A 20443-nucleotide genomic window follows, 5' to 3' on the forward strand; every position below is an offset into this window, starting at 1 on the left:
TTTAATTAAGCTAAAATTGACAGTGGAGGGCAATATGGATAACGTAAAAGCAATATTTTTGGACATGGATGGTACAATTTTACATGAAAATAATCAAGCATCAACGTATACGAAAGATGTCATTAATCGATTGAGAGAGAAAGGATATAAAGTATTTTTGGCAACAGGACGTTCGCATTCTGAAATACATCAACTTGTACCACAAGATTTTGCGGTAAATGGCATCATTAGTTCAAATGGAACCATTGGAGAAGTAGATGGAGAAATTATCTTCAAACATGGTTTATCATTGGCTCAAGTGCAACAAATTATTAATTTAGCTAAGCGCCAACAAATTTATTATGAGGTATTTCCTTTTGAAGGTAATAGAGTTTCTTTAAAAGAAGATGAAACATGGATGCGAGATATGATTTGTAGTCAAGATCCTATTAATGGCGTAAGTCATAGTGAATGGTCTTCAAGACAAGATGCGCTTGCTGGTAAGATAGATTGGGTAACTAAGTTTCCTGAAGGTGAATATTCAAAAATTTATCTATTCAGTTCTAATTTAGAAAAAATAACAGCATTTAGAGATGAATTAAAGCAAAATCATGTGCAACTACAGATTAGTGTTTCAAATTCATCAAGATTTAATGCGGAAACAATGGCTTATCAAACTGATAAAGATACAGGCATTAAAGAAATGATTGAACATTTTGGCATCAATCAAGAAGAAACGTTAGTCATTGGTGATAGTGATAATGATAGAGCAATGTTTGAATTTGGACATTACACAGTCGCAATGAAAAATGCACGTCCTGAAATACAAGCATTAACTTCAGATGTAACGGCATATACGAATGAAGAGGATGGCGCAGCAAAATATTTAGCAAAACATTTTTTAGCTGATTAATTGGTGCTTTAATAATTAATTCAAAATAGTTGATGAGCAATATACAAAAGAGCAGTAAGAAATTTTCTATTAGAAAATTTCTTACTGCTCTTTTGTATGATTATAAGTATTTGAATCGTCTACATTTAATTGTATAAACTCTATGAGAATAAATATTGTTAAAACTAATAAGGTAGGAAATTCATTGATCTTGAATAATATTTCTTGTTTTAAGGTCTAACTCTTGAATTGTAGGCTTCTTTTTTTAGTAGCAACAGAGCCATCTTTGAAAACATCCACACCTATTGACTGTTTTAGTTCTTGTTTTTTTCATGAAGTGTAACTCCACTATATAATCAACCAGTTCTTTTACCAATTTCGTCAATCCAATTTACACCAAAGTATACTTCAAATATATATACATTAAATTATCATATCCATACTATTTTCTGAATTCAAGAAAATAAACATAAACGACGCTATAAAAGAACAAAGTAAATAAATAGTGTTATTTTTAAATGTTTTAGTGTTTTTTGTAAATATAACATTCAAGACTAGTGTTTTAAATATGACTAAACAGAATAATGTGGGTAAGGAAACAGTATATAAAATAAATATCATTCTTGATATAGTGTTGTAGAGGGCATCACGTAATTTGTGATAAATAATAATAAGTATTTGGAACATTATTTCATTTTATCTATTTTTATTAATTGTAATCATTATACATTCTAATGATTTAACATTATTATGAAAAAGCATTTTATATGTTATTAAAAAACACTTTGACATATAACCTCTTGCTGATAGATTAAGAAAATATATTCTTGAATTTTAAGAGGGATAATTACGATCTTAATTCTTTTAACTGGTACTATTATCAATGAATCATAAAATTTGAAACATACGAGTTTTTAGACTATGAGAGACACATTCATTTGCATTGAGAATCAATTTTAAAGTGTATAATCTATATAAATCTAATTAGAATATAGAGATTTTGTTTGATCGGATGTTTTTTATTCATACTTAATAAATTTGAAAAGCAAAAATGAGGAGATGAAAGCTAGTGAGCGTAAATGCACGTGATTTATTAGTATTACACACTAATGTAAATAGATTGGTTGGAGAAGAGATATTTGCTAATAAATGTCTTGCTAATAATGATTTTGAAATTATAAATTCAATAAAAAATTAATTGAAGCTAAGTTATTATCAACGACTAATGATTTTGAAGTTAGTATATACAAAAAGACAAGACCTGAATTACAAAGTATTTTAAAAAGTTTTGGTATAAAAACAACAGGTAATAAACCTGAATTAATTAAACGTATTGACGATAATTATCATATTATTGATAACTTAGATTTACCATATGTATATATACCAACTAAGAAAGGAGAAGAAATTTTAAAGAAAACAGAGTACTTAACCTCTTTTATCCAAAGTTATGGTGAAATTTCTCTTGAGCGTGCTTATTATTTGGTTGAAAACTATATAGATGAAAATTGCGATGATAAAGTTGCAGAAATATACAAGTTTGAATTTCAAAGAAAATATGACAATGGCGATTTTGATTTTAATCATGGATATAATTTCGAATTGAATATGTTGATAGATCACTATAAAAGAGATGTAAAAGACTACGATAATGCCAGAAAGTATTCAAATGTTTATCTTTACTTTAGTTTGAGAGATTTCTTAAAAAAATTAATGAGTAATTATTCATATTACGATAGTAAAGGGAATATAGATTTGAACGAAATACAAAATGATCTGAATAGATTTATCAACTCTAGCGCTTCTGATATGTACGAGCGATTAATATATAATAAAAATTTATCTAATAATATTATATTTGAATTATTTAAAAAGGATACACAAGATTATAGTGATTTGGAAGAACAATTGATTGAAAAGTTCATAAACTATGTAGTGTCATATGTAAAAAAAGAAGGTTGGAGCAATACGCTTTTAGAGTTATCAAAAATGTTGGAGAACGGATATACAATTGATAAAGAAGATGAATATCTTTCTAAGTACATAATTACTGACATAGATTATTTGAAAAAGTTAGAATCAAAAATAAACGTTGCTATTGATAGTCGAAGTGGAGAAATTCATTTGATATTAGATGATGATAGCCTTGATATATTAATACAAAATCAAAAATACGGCAATGAGTTTTGAGTCATAACTAAATATAATATGTTGAAGAGAGGTTTTATTTAAATGGCTAAAATTGGTTATGATCGTGTATCAACGAAAGATTAATATCGATACACTTAAAGAATTTGGGTGTGGGTGTGTATATAGTGAAAGAATAAGTGGTGTCAAACGTACAGAGCTTGTTAAGTGTTTAGATTATTTACGAGAGAGCGACACATTAGTTGTCTATCAACTTGATCGGTTAGCTAGAACGATAAAGCAATTAATTGAATTATCGCAATGATTCGATGATAACGGAATTGACTTACAAATTAGTAACATGAACATTTCAACGAAAGACACAATGGGCAAAATGTTTTTTACGATGATGAGTGCATTTTTCAGGATTAGAAGTTAATTTACTATGTGAGTGTATAAAATAGACTTAGCAGCAACAAGAGCGAGAGGCCGAAAAAGCGGGCGCCCCTCTTTACCAGAGAATAAAAAATGAGAAATTAAATTTTTATATGATGAACAAACGATAACAGGGGAAGAAATAGCTAGTTAGACAAGGGTATGTCACTCAACTGTTTATCGAGTTGATTAAGAAATGAAAAAACTTATACTATGAATTACTGTTTAAAAGTGTGCATGTTATAATATTTATTGAGCAAGTTGGATAGATGGTGGCTAATCTCTTAATAAAGGGGTGATGCCTATGGTTATAGTTGTTACTCCTAGAAAGGACTAGCATGTCTGATTTTGAAATGCTGATGGTTGTATTAACAATCATTGGTTTAGTATTGATTAGTACTCAAGACCATAAAAAATAACCTTCTATTCGCTTTGACCGGCATTTTTGAAGGCTATTTTTAAATAAAATATAAGGTCACCGTCTTTTTAACGGGCTCATTAGGGTAACATGTTTCCGAGTGTTGCCCTTTTTGTGTTTCAAGAGTTAAAGATTTTCATCTTTTGCTTCTACTTACTACAAATATATTTTAACACATTTTTCTTATGAATTGTAGTTCTGAACATAATCAGAAATAATAAAGCCAACTATCAATACAACAAAAAACAATAAAAAGTATAGAATGTAATCACGGACTATATAAAAAGCATTGGATGCCTCTTCATATATAGATTTTCGAGATAACATGAAATTAGCATCATGTTATTTCGGTATCAGCTACTAAAGTTGAAAAATAGAGGAACACAGTTGGATGCTATGCATCAACTGCATAAGAGCCCCTAACAACTAAAGTTGTAAAAGTAGGAGCGCCTGCGCTAAGCGCATGCATAAGAGCCCCTAACAACTAAAGTTGTAAGGGGCTCTAAAATTTATTTTGGTTGATTGTCTTCTGGTTTATCTGAAGTCATTGTTTTTGTTGTATTATCATTTAATGAATCTTGTGCTTTTTCTGTTTTTGTTTCAACAGATGTTGTCACTTTATCGTTTTCTACTTTTGTATTTTTTGGTTCAGTGACAACTTTTTTATCCTTGTCAGCTGTTTTTACTTTATCTTTAGTAATTTTTTGACCACGTTTTAAGTAATATTGAACGATACCCATTAAAATGATTGCATGAATAACAACGAATAAAATGATTGTCATTACTGTATAAACTCTTATGATATTTTCTGCAACACTTTGAGAAAGTGATTGCGTATTAAATGAAATCAAGTAACCAACAGGTGTTTTAAATAAAATAATAATTAAGTTTAATAATAGTATTCCAATGAAAAATTTGAAAAATGTTTTTTGGCCATTTTTCATTGCTTTAAATCCATTAGCTAAGTGTGTTTTTACTTTATCGTTAGTTGATTCAACGAAACTAGTCATAAAGTTGAAAATAGGTATTAACAATAACCAAGTAATAATTGCTTTAATCAATAAAACAACAATGATTATGATGCTTTGAGTTGTAATAGCAATACCAATCAAGTGTGTACTATCTGCATAAGATGATTGTACTGAATTCATAATCATTTCTGATACTGGAGAAAATAATTTGTATAGTAATGATGTCAGAAGTGAAAGAACGATAATCATTGCTATAGATACAAGACCGATCAGAACGCTCTTTAAATAAATACCTTTTTTAAATGCAATAAATAAATCGGTAAATTTTACTTTTTCATGACTCATTGCTCGTTTCATAACATTTGTAATTCCGATAAAAATTTGAACTAAAACGAACAGTGAAACTATAGCTGCTATAAGTAATACAGCGATAACTTTTAAATATTCATCTCCTGGTGGTTTTTGCCCAAATTGTGAATAAATTGCAATATTTTGTACATACTTAGCAAGCTGGAAATTAGCAAGTAAATATACAACTGCAATTACAGCAAATGCTATAAGTGCATATATCAATGTTATTAATAATTGTGGTTTAGCATTTTTTAATGCTGATTTAAAGTAAGTAAACAAAGTGGTGCCTCCTTTTCTTCATATAAATACAATAACAAAAAACACGTTATTTTCATATTAATATCTAATAAAAATTAATTAAAGTGACTAAAGTTAGAGAATTATAATAGTAAATTGTCAAAAATATGACTAATGTAAGAAATAATAGTTGAAAATTTGTTAATAAACATTGCATCATCAAAGACCAAACAAGTCGCCATAAAGACATAAAAAACCTACTGCCATTGAAAAGTTTAATCGATGCAATGGCAGTAGGTTAAAATTATTAATGTACATGCGCGTGATGATGAGCTTGATGGTTATGTGAATGACTATGTGTTCCTGAACATATAATCGATTCATCATGTTTGTGATTAGGCGTTTCTAATTGAATAGTCATATGGTGGATATTTAAATGTAATAAATCATGCTCAATGTTTTCTAATAATAATTCACATTCTTTCATTGTCAATGTATGGTCTACAACAACATGACAACTTAATGCATTCATATCATTTGAAATTGTCCAAACATGGCAATCATGTACACTTTGTATTCGTGAATCCTTTTTAATAGTAGTTATAACTTCATCTATATCAACATCACTTGGTGTGCCTTCCATTAAAATGTTAATTGAAGATTTTGTGATACCCCAAGCACTTTTTAAAATAATAACGGAAACTAATATACTTGCGATAGGATCGGCGATTGTCCATCCAAATGCCCAAATTAAAATAGCTGCAGTAATGGCGCCAACTGAACCTAATAAGTCTCCGATAACATGTAGAAAAGCACCGCGCATATTTAAATTGTGTGAAGTGTCGCCGCCTTTAAACATAAAGAATGCAACAACGATATTGACAATTAAACCAATAATGCTAATGATTAACATTTCTTTTGATTGAACTTCAGAAGGAACAAAGAAACGTTTAATCGCTTCAAAAACAATCAAAATACTTATTACAAAAAGCGTTACACCATTAAATAATGCTGCGAGTACTTCGAAACGTTTATAACCAAATGTTTTCGTAGCTGTGGCGTTCTTTTCAGCATATATAAATGCGATTAAAGCAACACCTAATGAGAATGTGTCGCTAAACATATGGATACCGTCAGATAGTAATGCCAAGCTGTTAGCAAGGAGACCACCGATGATTTCGATAAACATGTATAGACCGATTATTAAAAACGATATAAACAATACTTTCTTATTATTTGTAGTTACATGACTATGCATATGGTCATGATGATGATGTGAATGAGACATATTATAACCCACTTTCTTTAGGATGATTCGCGTGATGTATGGCTTGCTTTAACATAGTTGCTACGTGGATGTCATCTAATGAATAAATCATTGATTGGCCTTGTCGTTTTGCTTTCACAAGATGCACACTTTTAAGTAATTTTAATTGGTGCGAGACATTTGATTGAGATAAATTCAATTGATGTGAAATGTGACCAACACTTGCTTCACTGACTGATAACAATTCCATGATACGTATTCGATTGTAATCGCCTAATGCCTTGAAAATTTCAGTTACGCGTTCTAATGTATCTGTATTTATTTCTGAATATTGTTCTGACATTATATGACAATCCTTTCATATGAATATTTATTCATATATTAATTTAATACGTTCCCAGTAGTATGTCAATTGATTTTTATAGTTGTAACAAGTTTTACATATCTCATAAAGTGGTATGGCATAGGGAATAATAAATAGGAGAGTGTTGTAAATGAATATTTTGGTTATAGGTGCTAATGGCAGTGTAGGTTCGTTACTAGTGCAACAATTAGCAAAAGAAAATGTACCATTTACTGCAGGTGTTAGGCAATCCGATCAACTTAATGCGTTAAAATCACAAGGTATGAAAGCAATTCTTGTTGATGTTGAAAATGATTCAATAGAGACTTTAACTGAGACGTTTAAACCATTCGATAAAGTTATCTTTTCAGTAGGTTCTGGAGGGAACACAGGTGCAGATAAAACAATTATTGTCGATTTAGATGGTGCTGTTAAATCAATGATTGCGAGTAAAGAGGCTAATATTAAACACTATGTTATGGTTTCAACATATGATTCGAGACGTCAGGCTTTTGATGATAGCGGTGATTTAAAGCCATATACAATTGCTAAACATTACGCTGATGACTATTTAAGACGTTCAGGTTTAAATTATACAATTTTACATCCAGGGGCACTTACAAATGCAGCAGGATCTGGAAAGATAGAAGCTGCACAATATTTTGAAGGTAAAGGTGAAATTCCTAGAGAAGATGTTGCGACAGTATTAAAAGAAATTGTCACATCCAATCATTTTAATCACCAAGAGTTTCAAATTATTAGTGGTGAGCAGGACATTAAAGATGCTTTAACTCAATTTGAAATTAAAAAGGATTAATAAGGATAGTAGATATGATTTGAAGCGGGTTACTTTTTCGTAACTCGTTATTTTTTTGAAAATGATGAATTATAAGTATGAATAAGTACGTATTGTCTATGCGTTTTACAAAGAATTTGAACAATGTATGGCACAACTATTAAAGTTGTTTATTAATTGGTATAATGGGCGAGTAAATTTAAAGGGAAATATGTACAAATGTAAGAGAGATATAATCTCTATGCTATAAATTTTTAAAAATGTTAAAGTACTGTAAATTTAAGTGAAGCGCTTTAATTGGCAGTACTGCAATGTTAGTAAATATGGTACAATCACTAATAGTTAATTTGAAATGTGGAAGTTTATAATACGATGTAAATGAGAACAAAATCAAAATATAATGGAACAACAACATCAGAGTTCTATTGCTTACTTAATCACAATGGAGGTGCAACAATGCCATTATTTTTACAACCAATTTTAAAAACAAAATTATGGGGCAGTCAACGTCTAAGTGAGTTTGGATATCAATTAGACAATGATACAACTGGGGAATGTTGGTGTGTGTCAGCACATCCAAATGGTACGAGCGAGATTATTAATGGACCATATCAAGGTCAAACATTAGACCGTATTTGGTCAGAACATCGTGAATTGTTTGGTGATTTCCCAAGCAAAGATTTTCCGCTTCTAACTAAAATAGTGGATGCAAGAGAATCACTTTCTATTCATGTGCACCCTGATAATTCTTATGCTTATGAGCATGAAAATGGGCAATATGGCAAATCTGAATGTTGGTATATTATAGATGCAGAAGAAGATGCAGAAATAGTTATAGGGACATTAGCAGAGTCTAGAGAAGAAGTTGCGAATCATGTTCAACACGGAACGATAGAGTCCATACTTAGATATATTAAAGTAAAACCTGGAGAATTCTATTTTATTCCAGCAGGAACAGTACATACTATTTCTTCAGGAATATTAGCATACGAAACGATGCAATCGTCAGACATTACATATAGACTTTATGATTTCAATCGTCAAGATAATCAATATAATGATAGACCGTTAAATATTGAAAAAGCTTTAGACGTTATTCAGTACAATGCACCATTACCTAATATTTTGCCTGAAAGTGAAATTATCGAAAACCATAAGTGTACACACATTGTATCGAATGATTTCTTTACATTGGTTAAATGGGAAATTTCTGGCACGTTAAATTATATGAAGCCTAGAGAGTTCTGTTTAGTTACAGTGTTGGAAGGTGAAGGGCAAATGATTGTCGATGGTGAAATTTTCAAACTGACTACTGGTACAAACTTTATTTTGACTTCTGAAGATTTGGATAGTGTCTTTGAAGGTGATTTCACATTGATGATTAGCTATGTGTAATAGTGTAATAACAATTTAGGAGTGAATGATTTGAAGCAATTTCTATATATTGCGTTAGTATGTGGTGTGATAGCAGGTCTTGGTGCTTTCTTACATATACCGCAGTATCCGAGCATGACAATTCCACGTATAGTGGCTATTTTAGGAATTATCAGTGCTATGTTGACTTTTAAAGACAAGCAAATCAGCGCCTCATTAAAGTTTAGCGCATTGTTAATTAATGTGCTGCCATTATGCGGTACCTTTGTAGCTTCAAATTAATTGTCGATAGCGCGTTTGAATATAATACGGTGCATTAACAGAAGAAATATGATTGTGTTAATGACATTGATGAAAATAAAGCACATCAACATAACCTCTCACTTGCATAGTAGTGAGGGGGTTTTTGTTGGTTTATATAAAATGAAGTAATTAATATTTAATGAAAATTAAGACATGATAAAATTCTAACGGCAGTATAGATAGTTGAAAATGTGTATCAATGGCGCTATAGAGATAAGCAAGCATAGTGGTATTATATATAAATTTGTAATTTTTATTGCATAGTGTATGCAAGCATGTTTTTTATGTGCAAAATAGGTAGCTAAATATGTTAAACTGTTTGTAACAATTTTTATCATTAAGACAGATATAATAAATAAAATATAGAAAACTGATTAAAAGGTATACAGTTGCTCTTATGTGTGTGTCCGACAGTATATAGAGTCGCACTTGTTGTAAAGCAAAATAGTTCGACTTACTTAGAAGTGAAAATGATAAGAGTCTGGGACGTAAATTAATGTCCTAGGCGCTACAATGTTATAGGAAATGCGATTAAAATCGCAGTGAACAAAGGGGATACAGTTGATCGCATACGTGCCCAACTGCATAAGAAACACTAAAAGAATGTAATTCATAGTGTTTCTAAAATTTATTCAGGTTAAGGAGTATTAAGATGACAGCAGAAACGAATTATTTTTGGTTGAATTGTGGATATAACCGTTGGAATCATAATGAACCGTTAGTAGGACAAACAGCTTTATTTGAATCAGGCGCACATTTTAACCCATCTCAAGGATTTAGAGCGTTTAAAAAGGCTAAAGTAGGAGATCAAGTCATCTTTTATCAAGTTCAGACTGATACTGGACTACTTGGATGTGGTGAAATTATTAGTGTTGAAACAGGTGCACAAAATAAAATACGTGTACAGTTTCGTTTTAATGAACAATTGAAACCATTAACAGCAGATTATTTAAAGCGTAGTGAAGCTTTGGAATTTCGTATGAGTAATATGAAAGAGACATTGTTCAACCAAATCACTGCAGAAGAGTTTGATTTAATAAGTGGTCTTGGTAAAGGCGAAATTAAGATACCACGTTATTTCTTTTTAGCTGAAACTGAAGAATTTGAACCTGGAAACCAATATACGATTTATACGCACACTTACAACGGTATTAAACGTAATGGTTATCATTTTTATACTCAGTTAGAAGAAGGCGACAATATTATTTTTTATAATCGAACGAAAAATCAATCTGTCGTTGGAATTGGAGAAGTATCAAAGCATATTCATGAAAAACCACCAATTCCTGGTAGAACAAATAGTACAGTGATTGAAGTGTCTTATGAGAAAGATATTACGCCAATTACATTAAGTACATTAAATAAGCATCCTAAATTGAAAAACTTATATTTCCTTCAAGAAAATGCAAAACAGGCTATTGCAAGTATGTCACAAGCACAGTATGATGCAATTATTGAAATGAGCGATAATAATGGATTGAAATCTCCATTTGAAATGGTTCAAAAACCAGATATGCTTGAAAGTGAAAAAGAAGAAGCGTTAAAGCCATTTATTTTACTTGTTGTAGATCGAAAAGAAGAAGGCTTAAAAGCGGCTAATGACTTATTGCAAAAAGCGAATGCAAATCCTGTTATAACAACAGGACATCCTGATTTTTCAGAAGATATGCTTTATGGCAAGTATTTACCAAATGAAACAGGGGCATTATACTATCGTGAAGGATTTATTACTCAATTAATGCCTAAAAAGGATAAAAGTTATTTAGTTATTGATAATTTTAATCGTATAGATACAGACATTTTCCAAACGTATATTAATGTGTTAGAAGGCTATGAAGTAACATTACCACGTTATAATAAAGACGGTAATATGATTAAATGGTCACGACAAAAAGATTCTTTCTATTATTTCAATCCTAATTGGCATATTGTTGGTATTACATATGACAGTTTAGAGGAAATTAAGGAGAAATATTCAGAGCAATTTTTAAAATACACACGTATAGTCAAAGTCAAACATGACTAATGATATATGGTAGTTTTTGAAAAGAAGTAAGGATTAGATTAAAAATTGCATAATTGCATATTTGAATAACCGTATAAAGAAAAAATGACGGGTAATCAACCATAAGAGCTAATTAAGAGCTTATGATAGATTACTCGTTTTTATTTTAATAAATAATAAAGACAGTATATGAATATAAATGAATTTATGTTACTGAATTAAAACTTTATATGAGTTTTCCAGTGGTATGTTGAATAAGACGAATGACCAAACGCTAAGTTGATAATAAGAAATAATATTACACTGTAGATTGAGAAATTTAAAGTAAATAAAAAATACATTATACAATAAATATAAAACTGAAAAATAAACTTTATGGCAATTTCGTGTCGTGAGGACTTATCAAGTGACAACCTTGTTTAAATGTTTTTAAATTAGGAAAAATGACTATAAGTACTATTGAAGGAGCGAATAAATTATGCCAATCGTATATTATGACGGAAACTGTATATATTGTTATAACTATGTCATTTGGTTAATTCAACATGACCTACCAAGAAATTATCAATTTGCCACGTTAAAAGGTGAAGTTGGACAACAATTTTTTAAACAACATCCAGAAGCGGCAAATAAAAATAGTGTGATTTTACAGAAAGGTGATCGTATATATTTTGAATCGCAGGCGATTATTCAACTAATCACAGCACTACCTAATCGAACTAAATTATTGGGCGTAGGTTTATGGCTTGTACCTAAACCAGTCCGTAATTTCGGTTATCGAATGTTTGCTAATAATAGAAATAGAATGTGGAAAACAACATGGCACCAACCAAATGATTATGAAAAATCGTTCTTTTTAGATGATAATGCGAAAGTAAAACTTACTGATTGATAAAACATAGTTGCTAATTGATAATAGATATACTAGATGATGGATTAAAATTTAGGCATTTGAAAAGCGAAACACTTTGCAATCAGATTAGAATAATTATAAAAAAGAGAGTAAAAACACTTTACAGATTAGAATCATTATAATATAATAATTAATATAAACAAGTAAGACGTAGACAATTTTAAGGAGTGTATTAAATATGAGTAATCAACAAGATGTTGTAAAAGAATTGAATCAACAAGTAGCAAACTGGACAGTAGCTTATACAAAGCTACATAATTTCCACTGGTATGTGAAAGGGCCTAACTTCTTCTCATTACACGTTAAATTTGAAGAATTATATAATGAAGCAAGTCAATATGTAGACGAATTAGCTGAAAGAATTTTAGCGGTAGGAGGAAACCCTGTAGGTACATTAACTGAATGCTTAGAGCAATCAATTGTTAAAGAAGCTGCGAAAGGTTACTCTGCAGAACAAATGGTTGAAGAATTATCTCAAGATTTCACTAATATCTCAAAACAATTAGAAAAAGCGATTGAAATTGCTGGTAATGCTGGCGATGATGTATCAGAAGATATGTTTATAGGTATGCAAACATCAGTAGATAAACATAATTGGATGTTTAAATCTTACTTAAGCTAATATACAGATAAGTAATAATATAAATAAAAGCCAACACATAAATGGGGATACGCCCAGAATGTGTTGGCTTTTTGAGTTTAATCGCATTGTTAAAGAGCAATTAAAGTCAATTTAAATAAGTTACTCTGCGATTTCTAAAGCGATTTCCATCATTTGTGTAAATGAATTTTGACGTTCTTCAGGTGTAGTAGCTTCGTCACGTAAAATATGATCACTTACTGTGAAAATACCAAGTGCTTTTTTACCAGCATGAATCGCATTTAAATATAAACCAGCAGATTCCATTTCGATACCTAAAATACCCATTTTTTTCCAAGCATCATTGAATGTTGGATCGGCATTGTAAAATGTATCAGAAGATAATACGTTACCTACGTGTGTAGTAGCACCGATTTGGTCAGCGACATTTTTAGCTTTAGTTACTAACTCGAAGTCAGCGATAGGCGCGAAATGACCTGGAATATTGTATTGATCTACATAATTTGAATTAGTTGATGCAGCTTGTGCAATAATAACATCGTATAAGTTAACATTTTCTTGTAATGCGCCACAAGAACCGATACGAATGATTGTATCTACATCAAAGAAGTTGTATAACTCATATGAGTAAATACCAATACTTGGAATACCCATACCAGAACCCATTACAGAAACTTCTTTACCTTTATATGTACCAGTGTAACCAAACATGTTACGTACATCGTTAAATTGTTCAACATTTTCTAAAAAATTATCAGCAATATATTTTGCGCGTAGCGGATCGCCGGGCATTAATACTGTTTTAGCAATTTTTACTCCATTTGGTTGAATATGTGGTGTACCTTTTGTCATTTGTTATCTTCTCCTTAATATTCATTAATAATTTTAAGATAACATTTGTTTCCCTTTTTTGCGAATTTTTGTACTATAGAATTAAAGAATTATAAAAATATAATCCTGATTAGCTTGTTGGCAAGTCATCGTTCATAATGAAGATATCATGTTCAATTGTATTGTTTGTTTATGGGAAATGAATTAATGTAATAGTATATGTATGCGGTTACATAAAAGCGGACATCTAACCTGATATTTAAATGAACCTGACGCTCAATCAACTAATTTACAACCGTATTTTTATAATCAATCATAAAGGAGGAGATAGAAAATGAATAGTGCAAAATTGATTGATCACACTTTACTGAAGCCTGAGTCAACACGTACGCAAATCGATCAAATCATCGATGAAGCGAAAGCGTACAATTTTAAATCTGTATGTGTGAATCCAACGCATGTTAAATATGCAGCAGAGCGACTAGCTGATTCAGAGGTGCTAGTTTGTACGGTAATAGGATTCCCATTAGGAGCGTCGACAACGGCAACGAAAGCATTTGAAACAGAAGATGCAATTCAAAATGGTGCAGATGAAATTGACATGGTCATCAACATCGGCGCATTAAAAGATGGACGTTTTGATGATGTACAACAAGACATTGAAGCAGTGGTTAAAGCTGCGAAAGGTCACACAGTAAAAGTGATTATTGAGACGGTATTGTTGAACCATGACGAAATCGTAAAAGCGAGTGAATTAACAAAAGCGGCTGGTGCGGACTTCGTTAAAACTTCAACAGGTTTTGCAGGTGGCGGTGCGACTGCAGAAGACGTTAAATTAATGAAAGATACAGTAGGTGCAGATGTAGAAGTAAAAGCATCAGGTGGCGTACGTAATTTAGAAGATTTCAATAAAATGGTTGAAGCAGGTGCGACACGTATTGGTGCGAGCGCAGGCGTTCAAATTATGCAAGGTTTAGAAGCAGATTCAGATTACTAATTTTATAAAAAATATGTAAGCATGGGACATCGTAACCATATATAAGTATGTCGATATCAGCTTTAAGACATCATAAATGCCATGATGATTCTAAGATAATTTAATAGGGACTTTGACGTTATAACCAATCTATTTAAGAATAATAACATCGCATTGAAATTGTGATATTAAAAATGAAATCGATAGCTTGCTATAATAATTTTCGCTTGTGCTTTTAAAAATGGACTAGAGAAAGCGCAGATGCTTTGTCCTAAGCTTTTTAAGAAAAGGATGATAAAAATGAGAATGATAGACATTATTGAGAAAAAGCGTGACGGTCATACACTAACAACGGAAGAAATTAATTTCTTTATTGACGGCTATGTTAAAGGGGATATTCCTGATTACCAGGCATCAAGTTTAGCAATGGCGATTTATTTCCAAGATATGAATGATGATGAGCGTGCAGCATTAACGATGGCTATGGTTAATTCTGGTGATATGATAGATTTGAGTGATATTAATGGTGTCAAAGTGGATAAGCACTCAACAGGTGGTGTAGGAGATACAACTACATTGGTTTTAGCACCATTAGTAGCAGCTGTAGATGTTCCTGTTGCAAAAATGAGTGGTCGTGGATTAGGTCATACAGGTGGTACGATTGATAAATTAGAAGCAATTGATGGTTTTCATGTTGAAATAGATGAAGCAACATTTGTGAAATTGGTTAATGAAAATAAAGTGGCAGTTGTAGGACAATCAGGAAATTTAACTCCTGCAGATAAAAAATTATATGCCTTAAGGGATGTTACTGGTACTGTCAATTCAATACCATTAATTGCCTCTTCAATTATGAGTAAAAAGATTGCTGCTGGTGCAGATGCAATTGTATTAGATGTAAAAACTGGTAGCGGTGCATTTATGAAAACATTAGAAGATGCTGAAGCATTAGCGCACGCAATGGTACGTATTGGTAATAATGTGGGACGTAATACGATGGCGATTATTTCTGATATGAATCAGCCACTTGGTCGTGCGATTGGCAATGCGCTTGAGTTACAAGAAGCAATTGATACGTTGAAAGGACAAGGTCCGAAAGATTTAACAGAACTTGTATTAACATTAGGTTCTCAAATGGTTGTACTTGCAAACAAAGCTGAAACGCTTGAAGAAGCGAGAGCTTTGCTAATTAAGGCAATTGATTCAGGTGCAGCATTAGAAAAATTCAAAACATTTATTAAAAACCAAGGTGGAGACGAAACAGTTATTGACCATCCAGAGCGTTTGCCACAAGCTCAATATCAAATCGAATATAAAGCTAAAAAATCAGGTTATGTGACTGAGTTAGTCTCTAACGATATAGGTGTCGCTTCGATGATGTTAGGAGCGGGACGTTTAACAAAAGAGGATGATATTGATTTAGCGGTTGGTATTGTTTTAAATAAAAAAATTGGGGATAAAGTAGAAGAAGGAGAATCATTATTAACGATTCACAGTAATCGCCAAGATGTAGACGATGTTGTTAAAAAATTAGATTCAAGCATAACAATTGCTGATCATGTTGTATCGCCTACATTAATTCATAAAATAATTACAGAGTAGGAGTTGAAGCTGATTGAACATACTAAGATATTTATTAGGTATAGGTTTTAGTGTAATAGGTGTATTGCATTTTACACGAGAACGACAATTTAGAAATATCATACCGAAATGTTTGCCGCTTCGAAAAACAGCGGTTCTTGTTACAGGAATCTTTGAGATATTATTTGGACTTGCACTTTTAATTAAAAGACCATCTCAATGCTTGAAAAATACAATCAATCTATTCTTGCTAGCTGTATTCCCGGCTAATATCTATATGGCAGTTAAAAAGTTACCTTTAGGAGATAAACAATTGCCAACATGGCAACTATATTTAAGGTTACCTATGCAGTTCGTGTTAATGGGACTAATTAAGAAATTATAGTGGTTCTTAAATAAATCGGACAAATGTTAAAGATTTTACTTTTTCATTTGTTCGATTTTTTGATTTTGAAGCATAATAAAAAGCAGTTGGACAATGGCGATTGTAACATCATTGTTCGACTGCTTTTCTGATTAACTTGATTGACTAAGCTTTATTTTCCTGTATCGAAAACATCATGCCATTCGTTTCGTTTGTCTAGAAATGCTTGAGCGATAGTTTTAGCACCTTCTAATGAATGACTTGCTGCCCAGCCACATTGTACTTCATTACAAGCAGGCACTTCAGTAGCATTTAGCACATCATTTAAAGTTGCTTCAACAATATTTAATACATCATCATAATTATCATGATTAATAAATGATACATAGAAACCAGTTTGGCAACCCATAGGACTTAAATCAACGACTTTGTCACTATGATTTCTAATATTTTCAGCCATTAAATGTTCTAATGAATGCAATCCAGGCATATCCATATGTTCTTTGTTTGGTTGTTTGAAACGAATGTCATTCATATTTGTGAATGACATCTCCGTTTAATCCTTCCATCGTTCCCGCTAATCTAATAAATGGGGCAACCACTTTAGTATGATCTAAATTGAAACTTTCAACATTCATTTTTGTCATTTTAAATTTCCTCCTATTAACTACTCAAAACTATAAAACGCGAATGATTTGGTACATTATTAAACTTAAATTTGTTGCAAGTTGCGTTTCTAACAATACTTAAATTGTAACAATAGGGATTATGTTTTACAATTTGAAACTGTTTTATAAATTTATGAAAGGCTTTTAGTTATTAGAAAATTTTGTAAATAAAGAAAAATTAGATGACATCATGAGATAAAACCGATAGAATAAGTAATAATTCATTTTGAAAGAACAAAATATTGTGGATGATTAAAATGAGTGTAGGGTAAAAGGGAGATAGAAAAAATGAGTGAAAAACAACAAATTCTCGATTATATAGAAACAAATAAATATAGTTATATCGAAATCAGTCATAGAATTCATGAACGTCCTGAACTTGGTAATGAAGAAATATTTGCGTCTCGAACTTTAATAGATCGTTTGAAAGAACATGATTTTGAAATTGAAACCGAGATTGCTGGGCATGCAACTGGGTTTATAGCGACATATGATTCGGGTCTTGACGGGCCAGCTATAGGTTTTTTAGCAGAATACGATGCATTGCCAGGATTAGGTCATGCTTGTGGTCATAATATCATTGGAACTGCAAGTGTGCTTGGTGCAATTGGTTTGAAGCAAGTGATTGACCAAATTGGTGGTAAAGTAATCGTTCTCGGATGTCCAGCTGAAGAAGGTGGGGAAAATGGTAGCGCTAAAGCTTCTTATGTCAAGGCTGGTGTGATTGATCAAATAGACATTGCCTTAATGATTCATCCGGGAAATGAAACTTATAAAACGATTGATACTTTGGCAGTGGATGTTTTAGATGTTAAATTTTACGGAAAAAGTGCTCATGCCTCTGAAAATGCAGATGAAGCGTTAAATGCATTAGACGCTATGATTAGTTATTTTAATGGTGTAGCACAACTACGACAACATATTAAAAAAGGTCAACGTGTGCATGGTGTGATTTTAGATGGCGGGAAAGCAGCTAATATTATTCCAGACTATACACATGCTCGTTTTTATACTAGAGCAATGACGCGTAAAGAATTGGATATATTAACAGAAAAAGTAAATCAAATCGCACGTGGAGCTGCGATACAGACTGGTTGTGATTATGAATTTGGTCCAATTCAAAACGGTGTGAATGAATTCATTAAAACGCCGAAATTAGATGATTTATTTGCTAAATATGCTGAAGAAGTTGGTGAAGCAGTTATTGATGATGATTTTGGTTATGGCTCTACGGATACAGGGAACGTAAGTCATGTTGTGCCAACAATACATCCTCATATTAAAATAGGATCACGTAATTTAGTAGGACATACGCATAGATTTAGAGAAGCAGCTGCGAGTGTACATGGTGATGAAGCATTAATTAAAGGTGCTAAAATAATGGCGTTGATGGGGTTAGAGTTAATTACAAATCAAGACGTTTATCAAGACATTATTGAAGAGCATGCGCATTTGAAAGGGAATGGGAAGTAATGACAAATAATGGTAATGAGCCGAACTTAACGTTAAGTGATTTATATGACAAAGATGTTGTCTATACGTCAAGACCTTCGTATATATCGAATCCATGGTTGAAACCGGACGAACATCAATCTAATTTTTTAACTGGTAGGGAGTTATTAATAGCAAATCAATTACCTGTTATTGTTCACGAAGCTAGTGCGACAGACAAATTGCATCAGCTATTTCAAGTTATTGGTAAGGATGTACCGAATTCAATTTATACATTTAACAATCAGCAATCTTACGAAAACTTGATCAAACAATTGGCACATAAGGAAAATAAAAAGATTTATTTTCAATATATTCATGATGAAACAATCTTGAATCAGCAATATTATGCATTAGATAAAACGTTATTTGTTGCTTTAAATAATAAAGCAAGAATACCTGAAAGGACAAATGGGAAGTTTTTACCAAAAAGAAAAGTTGTAAAAATTGAGCAATTCGAAAACGAGATTAAGAATTGGGTATTCCCGTTTGTAATTAAGCCGGGAGATGATCTTCCGACAGCAGGTGGCTATGGCGTTATGATTTGTTATCATGATACAGATTTACAAAAAGCGATAACGCGTATTAAAGAGGCAACTGCTGAAACGAATTCGCTTATTATCGAACAGAAGATTGAAGAAAAAGCGAATTATTGCGTTCAGTTTGCATACTCGGAATCGCTAGGCATTCAATATCTTGGTGCGGCAACGCAATTAACGGATAAGTACGGATTTTATAACGGAAATGAAAATACTACTAATGTACCAGAGCACGTTATAGAAGCAGGTAGACAAATTATGGAAATCGGTGTGAATCAAGGATTCTTTGGTGTGGCTGGTTTTGACTTACTCGTCGATGAGGATGATAACGTTTATGCGATTGATTTAAACTTTAGACAAAATGGTTCAACTAGCATGTTATTGCTTGCAAACGAGTTGAATTCAGGATATCAAAAGTTTTATAGTTATCATTCAAAAGGTGATAACACACATTTCTTCAATACGATTTTGAAATATGTCAAAGAAGGTAGTTTATACCCGTTATCTTATTATGATGGTGATTGGTACGGTGAAGATAAAGTTAAATCAAGGTTTGGCTGTATTTGGCATGGAGATTCAAAAGAAACAGTACTGGAGAATGAACGCGCATTTTTAGCTGAACTTGAACACTATTAGAGTTCGGAACATAAGGCGCTACAATGTTATGTTGCCAGTAGTTGACTGAATATGCGCTTGTAACAAGCTTTTTTCGATTCTAGTCAACAGTAATTAAATTTATGATATGGCAATACTTTGTAATACTAATATTAAATGGCGACTTTTATTTCACTATGTTATAAGAGTTGCCATTTTGTTGATAAAGGTATATTAAAGGTTATCGCTTTGAAATTTTTAGTAACTAGATATGTTTCGTGTTATAGACCGAATTTGTGTATACGTAAAATTTAATGCTATTGAATTTTTAAAATGAAAAACATGACATTAAATTGAATTCATAATATGTCTAATTGACTATCTTGT

17 protein-coding genes and 3 pseudogenes are annotated in these 20443 nt (G+C 31.6%); 15 read left to right on the plus strand and 5 right to left on the minus strand.

From position 1 onward, the window contains the following. Nucleotides 1-34: 34 nt before the first annotated feature. From JV528_RS07390 to JV528_RS07405, 4 genes and pseudogenes are all read left to right on the plus strand, one after another. Entirely contained in the window at nucleotides 35-892 is an 858-nt protein-coding gene (locus tag JV528_RS07390; protein ID WP_204177639.1) for an HAD family hydrolase, read from the plus strand. 1048 nt (nucleotides 893-1940) lie between these two features. After that, nucleotides 1941-3061, plus strand: a pseudogene (locus JV528_RS07395) (SAP domain-containing protein). A gap of 42 nt (nucleotides 3062-3103) precedes the next feature. Beyond that, nucleotides 3104-3587 (plus strand): annotated as a pseudogene (locus JV528_RS07400) (recombinase family protein). Nucleotides 3588-3747: 160 nt separating this feature from the next. Beyond that, nucleotides 3748-3852 (plus strand): hypothetical protein, encoded by a 105-nt coding sequence (locus tag JV528_RS07405; RefSeq protein ID WP_001802298.1) that lies wholly within the window; start codon nucleotides 3748-3750, stop codon nucleotides 3850-3852. A gap of 508 nt (nucleotides 3853-4360) precedes the next feature. On the opposite strand, the gene JV528_RS07410 is transcribed toward JV528_RS07405, so the two are convergent. From JV528_RS07410 to czrA, 3 genes are all read right to left on the minus strand, one after another. Beyond that, the gene (locus JV528_RS07410) at nucleotides 4361-5452 is read right to left on the minus strand and encodes a hypothetical protein (RefSeq protein ID WP_000495692.1); all 1092 of its coding nucleotides are present in this window, start codon (nucleotides 5450-5452) and stop codon (nucleotides 4361-4363) included. A gap of 265 nt (nucleotides 5453-5717) precedes the next feature. Further along, the gene (gene czrB / locus JV528_RS07415) at nucleotides 5718-6698 is read right to left on the minus strand and encodes a CDF family zinc efflux transporter CzrB (RefSeq protein ID WP_000019740.1); all 981 of its coding nucleotides are present in this window, start codon (nucleotides 6696-6698) and stop codon (nucleotides 5718-5720) included. A 1-nt stretch (nucleotide 6699) separates the two neighbouring features. Beyond that, nucleotides 6700-7020 (minus strand): Zn(II)-responsive metalloregulatory transcriptional repressor CzrA, encoded by a 321-nt coding sequence (gene czrA, locus JV528_RS07420; protein ID WP_000003759.1) that lies wholly within the window; start codon nucleotides 7018-7020, stop codon nucleotides 6700-6702. A gap of 151 nt (nucleotides 7021-7171) precedes the next feature. On the opposite strand from czrA, the gene JV528_RS07425 reads away from it, so the two are divergent. From JV528_RS07425 to JV528_RS07450, 6 genes are all read left to right on the plus strand, one after another. Further along, on the plus strand, nucleotides 7172-7837 hold the full coding sequence (locus JV528_RS07425; protein ID WP_204177637.1) for an SDR family oxidoreductase: 666 nt from the start codon (nucleotides 7172-7174) through the stop codon (nucleotides 7835-7837). Nucleotides 7838-8272: 435 nt separating this feature from the next. Next, entirely contained in the window at nucleotides 8273-9211 is a 939-nt protein-coding gene (locus tag JV528_RS07430) for a type I phosphomannose isomerase catalytic subunit (protein ID WP_204177636.1), read from the plus strand. Nucleotides 9212-9241: 30 nt separating this feature from the next. Next, the gene (locus tag JV528_RS07435; RefSeq protein ID WP_000808817.1) at nucleotides 9242-9472 is read left to right on the plus strand and encodes a hypothetical protein; all 231 of its coding nucleotides are present in this window, start codon (nucleotides 9242-9244) and stop codon (nucleotides 9470-9472) included. Between the two features lie 673 nt (nucleotides 9473-10145). Beyond that, nucleotides 10146-11519: an EVE domain-containing protein gene (locus JV528_RS07440; RefSeq protein ID WP_000123402.1), complete on the plus strand. Its 1374-nt coding sequence runs from the start codon at nucleotides 10146-10148 to the stop codon at nucleotides 11517-11519. Between the two features lie 457 nt (nucleotides 11520-11976). Next, entirely contained in the window at nucleotides 11977-12390 is a 414-nt protein-coding gene (locus tag JV528_RS07445; RefSeq protein WP_001123306.1) for a thiol-disulfide oxidoreductase DCC family protein, read from the plus strand. Between the two features lie 199 nt (nucleotides 12391-12589). Beyond that, a complete protein-coding gene (locus tag JV528_RS07450; RefSeq protein ID WP_000070865.1) occupies nucleotides 12590-13033 on the plus strand; it encodes a Dps family protein in 444 nt (147 codons plus the stop codon). Between the two features lie 120 nt (nucleotides 13034-13153). On the opposite strand, the gene deoD is transcribed toward JV528_RS07450, so the two are convergent. Further along, complete coding sequence (gene deoD / locus JV528_RS07455; RefSeq protein ID WP_000160304.1) at nucleotides 13154-13864, minus strand: purine-nucleoside phosphorylase; 711 nt, start codon at nucleotides 13862-13864, stop codon at nucleotides 13154-13156. Between the two features lie 313 nt (nucleotides 13865-14177). On the opposite strand from deoD, the gene deoC reads away from it, so the two are divergent. The 3 genes from deoC to JV528_RS07470 all read left to right on the plus strand — a co-directional run bounded on the left by deoC (nucleotide 14178) and on the right by JV528_RS07470 (nucleotide 16785). Then, entirely contained in the window at nucleotides 14178-14840 is a 663-nt protein-coding gene (deoC, locus tag JV528_RS07460) for a deoxyribose-phosphate aldolase (RefSeq protein ID WP_001083326.1), read from the plus strand. Nucleotides 14841-15119: 279 nt separating this feature from the next. Continuing rightward, the gene (locus tag JV528_RS07465; protein WP_001242316.1) at nucleotides 15120-16421 is read left to right on the plus strand and encodes a pyrimidine-nucleoside phosphorylase; all 1302 of its coding nucleotides are present in this window, start codon (nucleotides 15120-15122) and stop codon (nucleotides 16419-16421) included. A 13-nt stretch (nucleotides 16422-16434) separates the two neighbouring features. Continuing rightward, nucleotides 16435-16785 (plus strand): DoxX family protein, encoded by a 351-nt coding sequence (locus JV528_RS07470; protein WP_001024035.1) that lies wholly within the window; start codon nucleotides 16435-16437, stop codon nucleotides 16783-16785. A 151-nt stretch (nucleotides 16786-16936) separates the two neighbouring features. On the opposite strand, the pseudogene JV528_RS07475 reads toward JV528_RS07470, so the two are convergent. Continuing rightward, nucleotides 16937-17411: pseudogene (locus JV528_RS07475) on the minus strand (S-ribosylhomocysteine lyase). A gap of 309 nt (nucleotides 17412-17720) precedes the next feature. Between JV528_RS07475 and JV528_RS07480 the strand changes: the two are divergent. After that, entirely contained in the window at nucleotides 17721-18905 is a 1185-nt protein-coding gene (locus JV528_RS07480) for a M20 family metallopeptidase (RefSeq protein WP_044122352.1), read from the plus strand. Beyond that, the gene (gene ldmS / locus JV528_RS07485; RefSeq protein WP_000183709.1) at nucleotides 18905-20098 is read left to right on the plus strand and encodes an L-aspartate--L-methionine ligase LdmS; all 1194 of its coding nucleotides are present in this window, start codon (nucleotides 18905-18907) and stop codon (nucleotides 20096-20098) included. Before JV528_RS07480 ends, ldmS begins: the two co-directional genes overlap by 1 nt. The last annotated feature ends 345 nt before the right edge of the window (nucleotides 20099-20443 follow it).

The sequence above is a fragment of the Staphylococcus sp. GDB20D11A genome, from assembly GCF_016893255.1.
GTDB lineage: Bacteria > Bacillota > Bacilli > Staphylococcales > Staphylococcaceae > Staphylococcus > Staphylococcus aureus.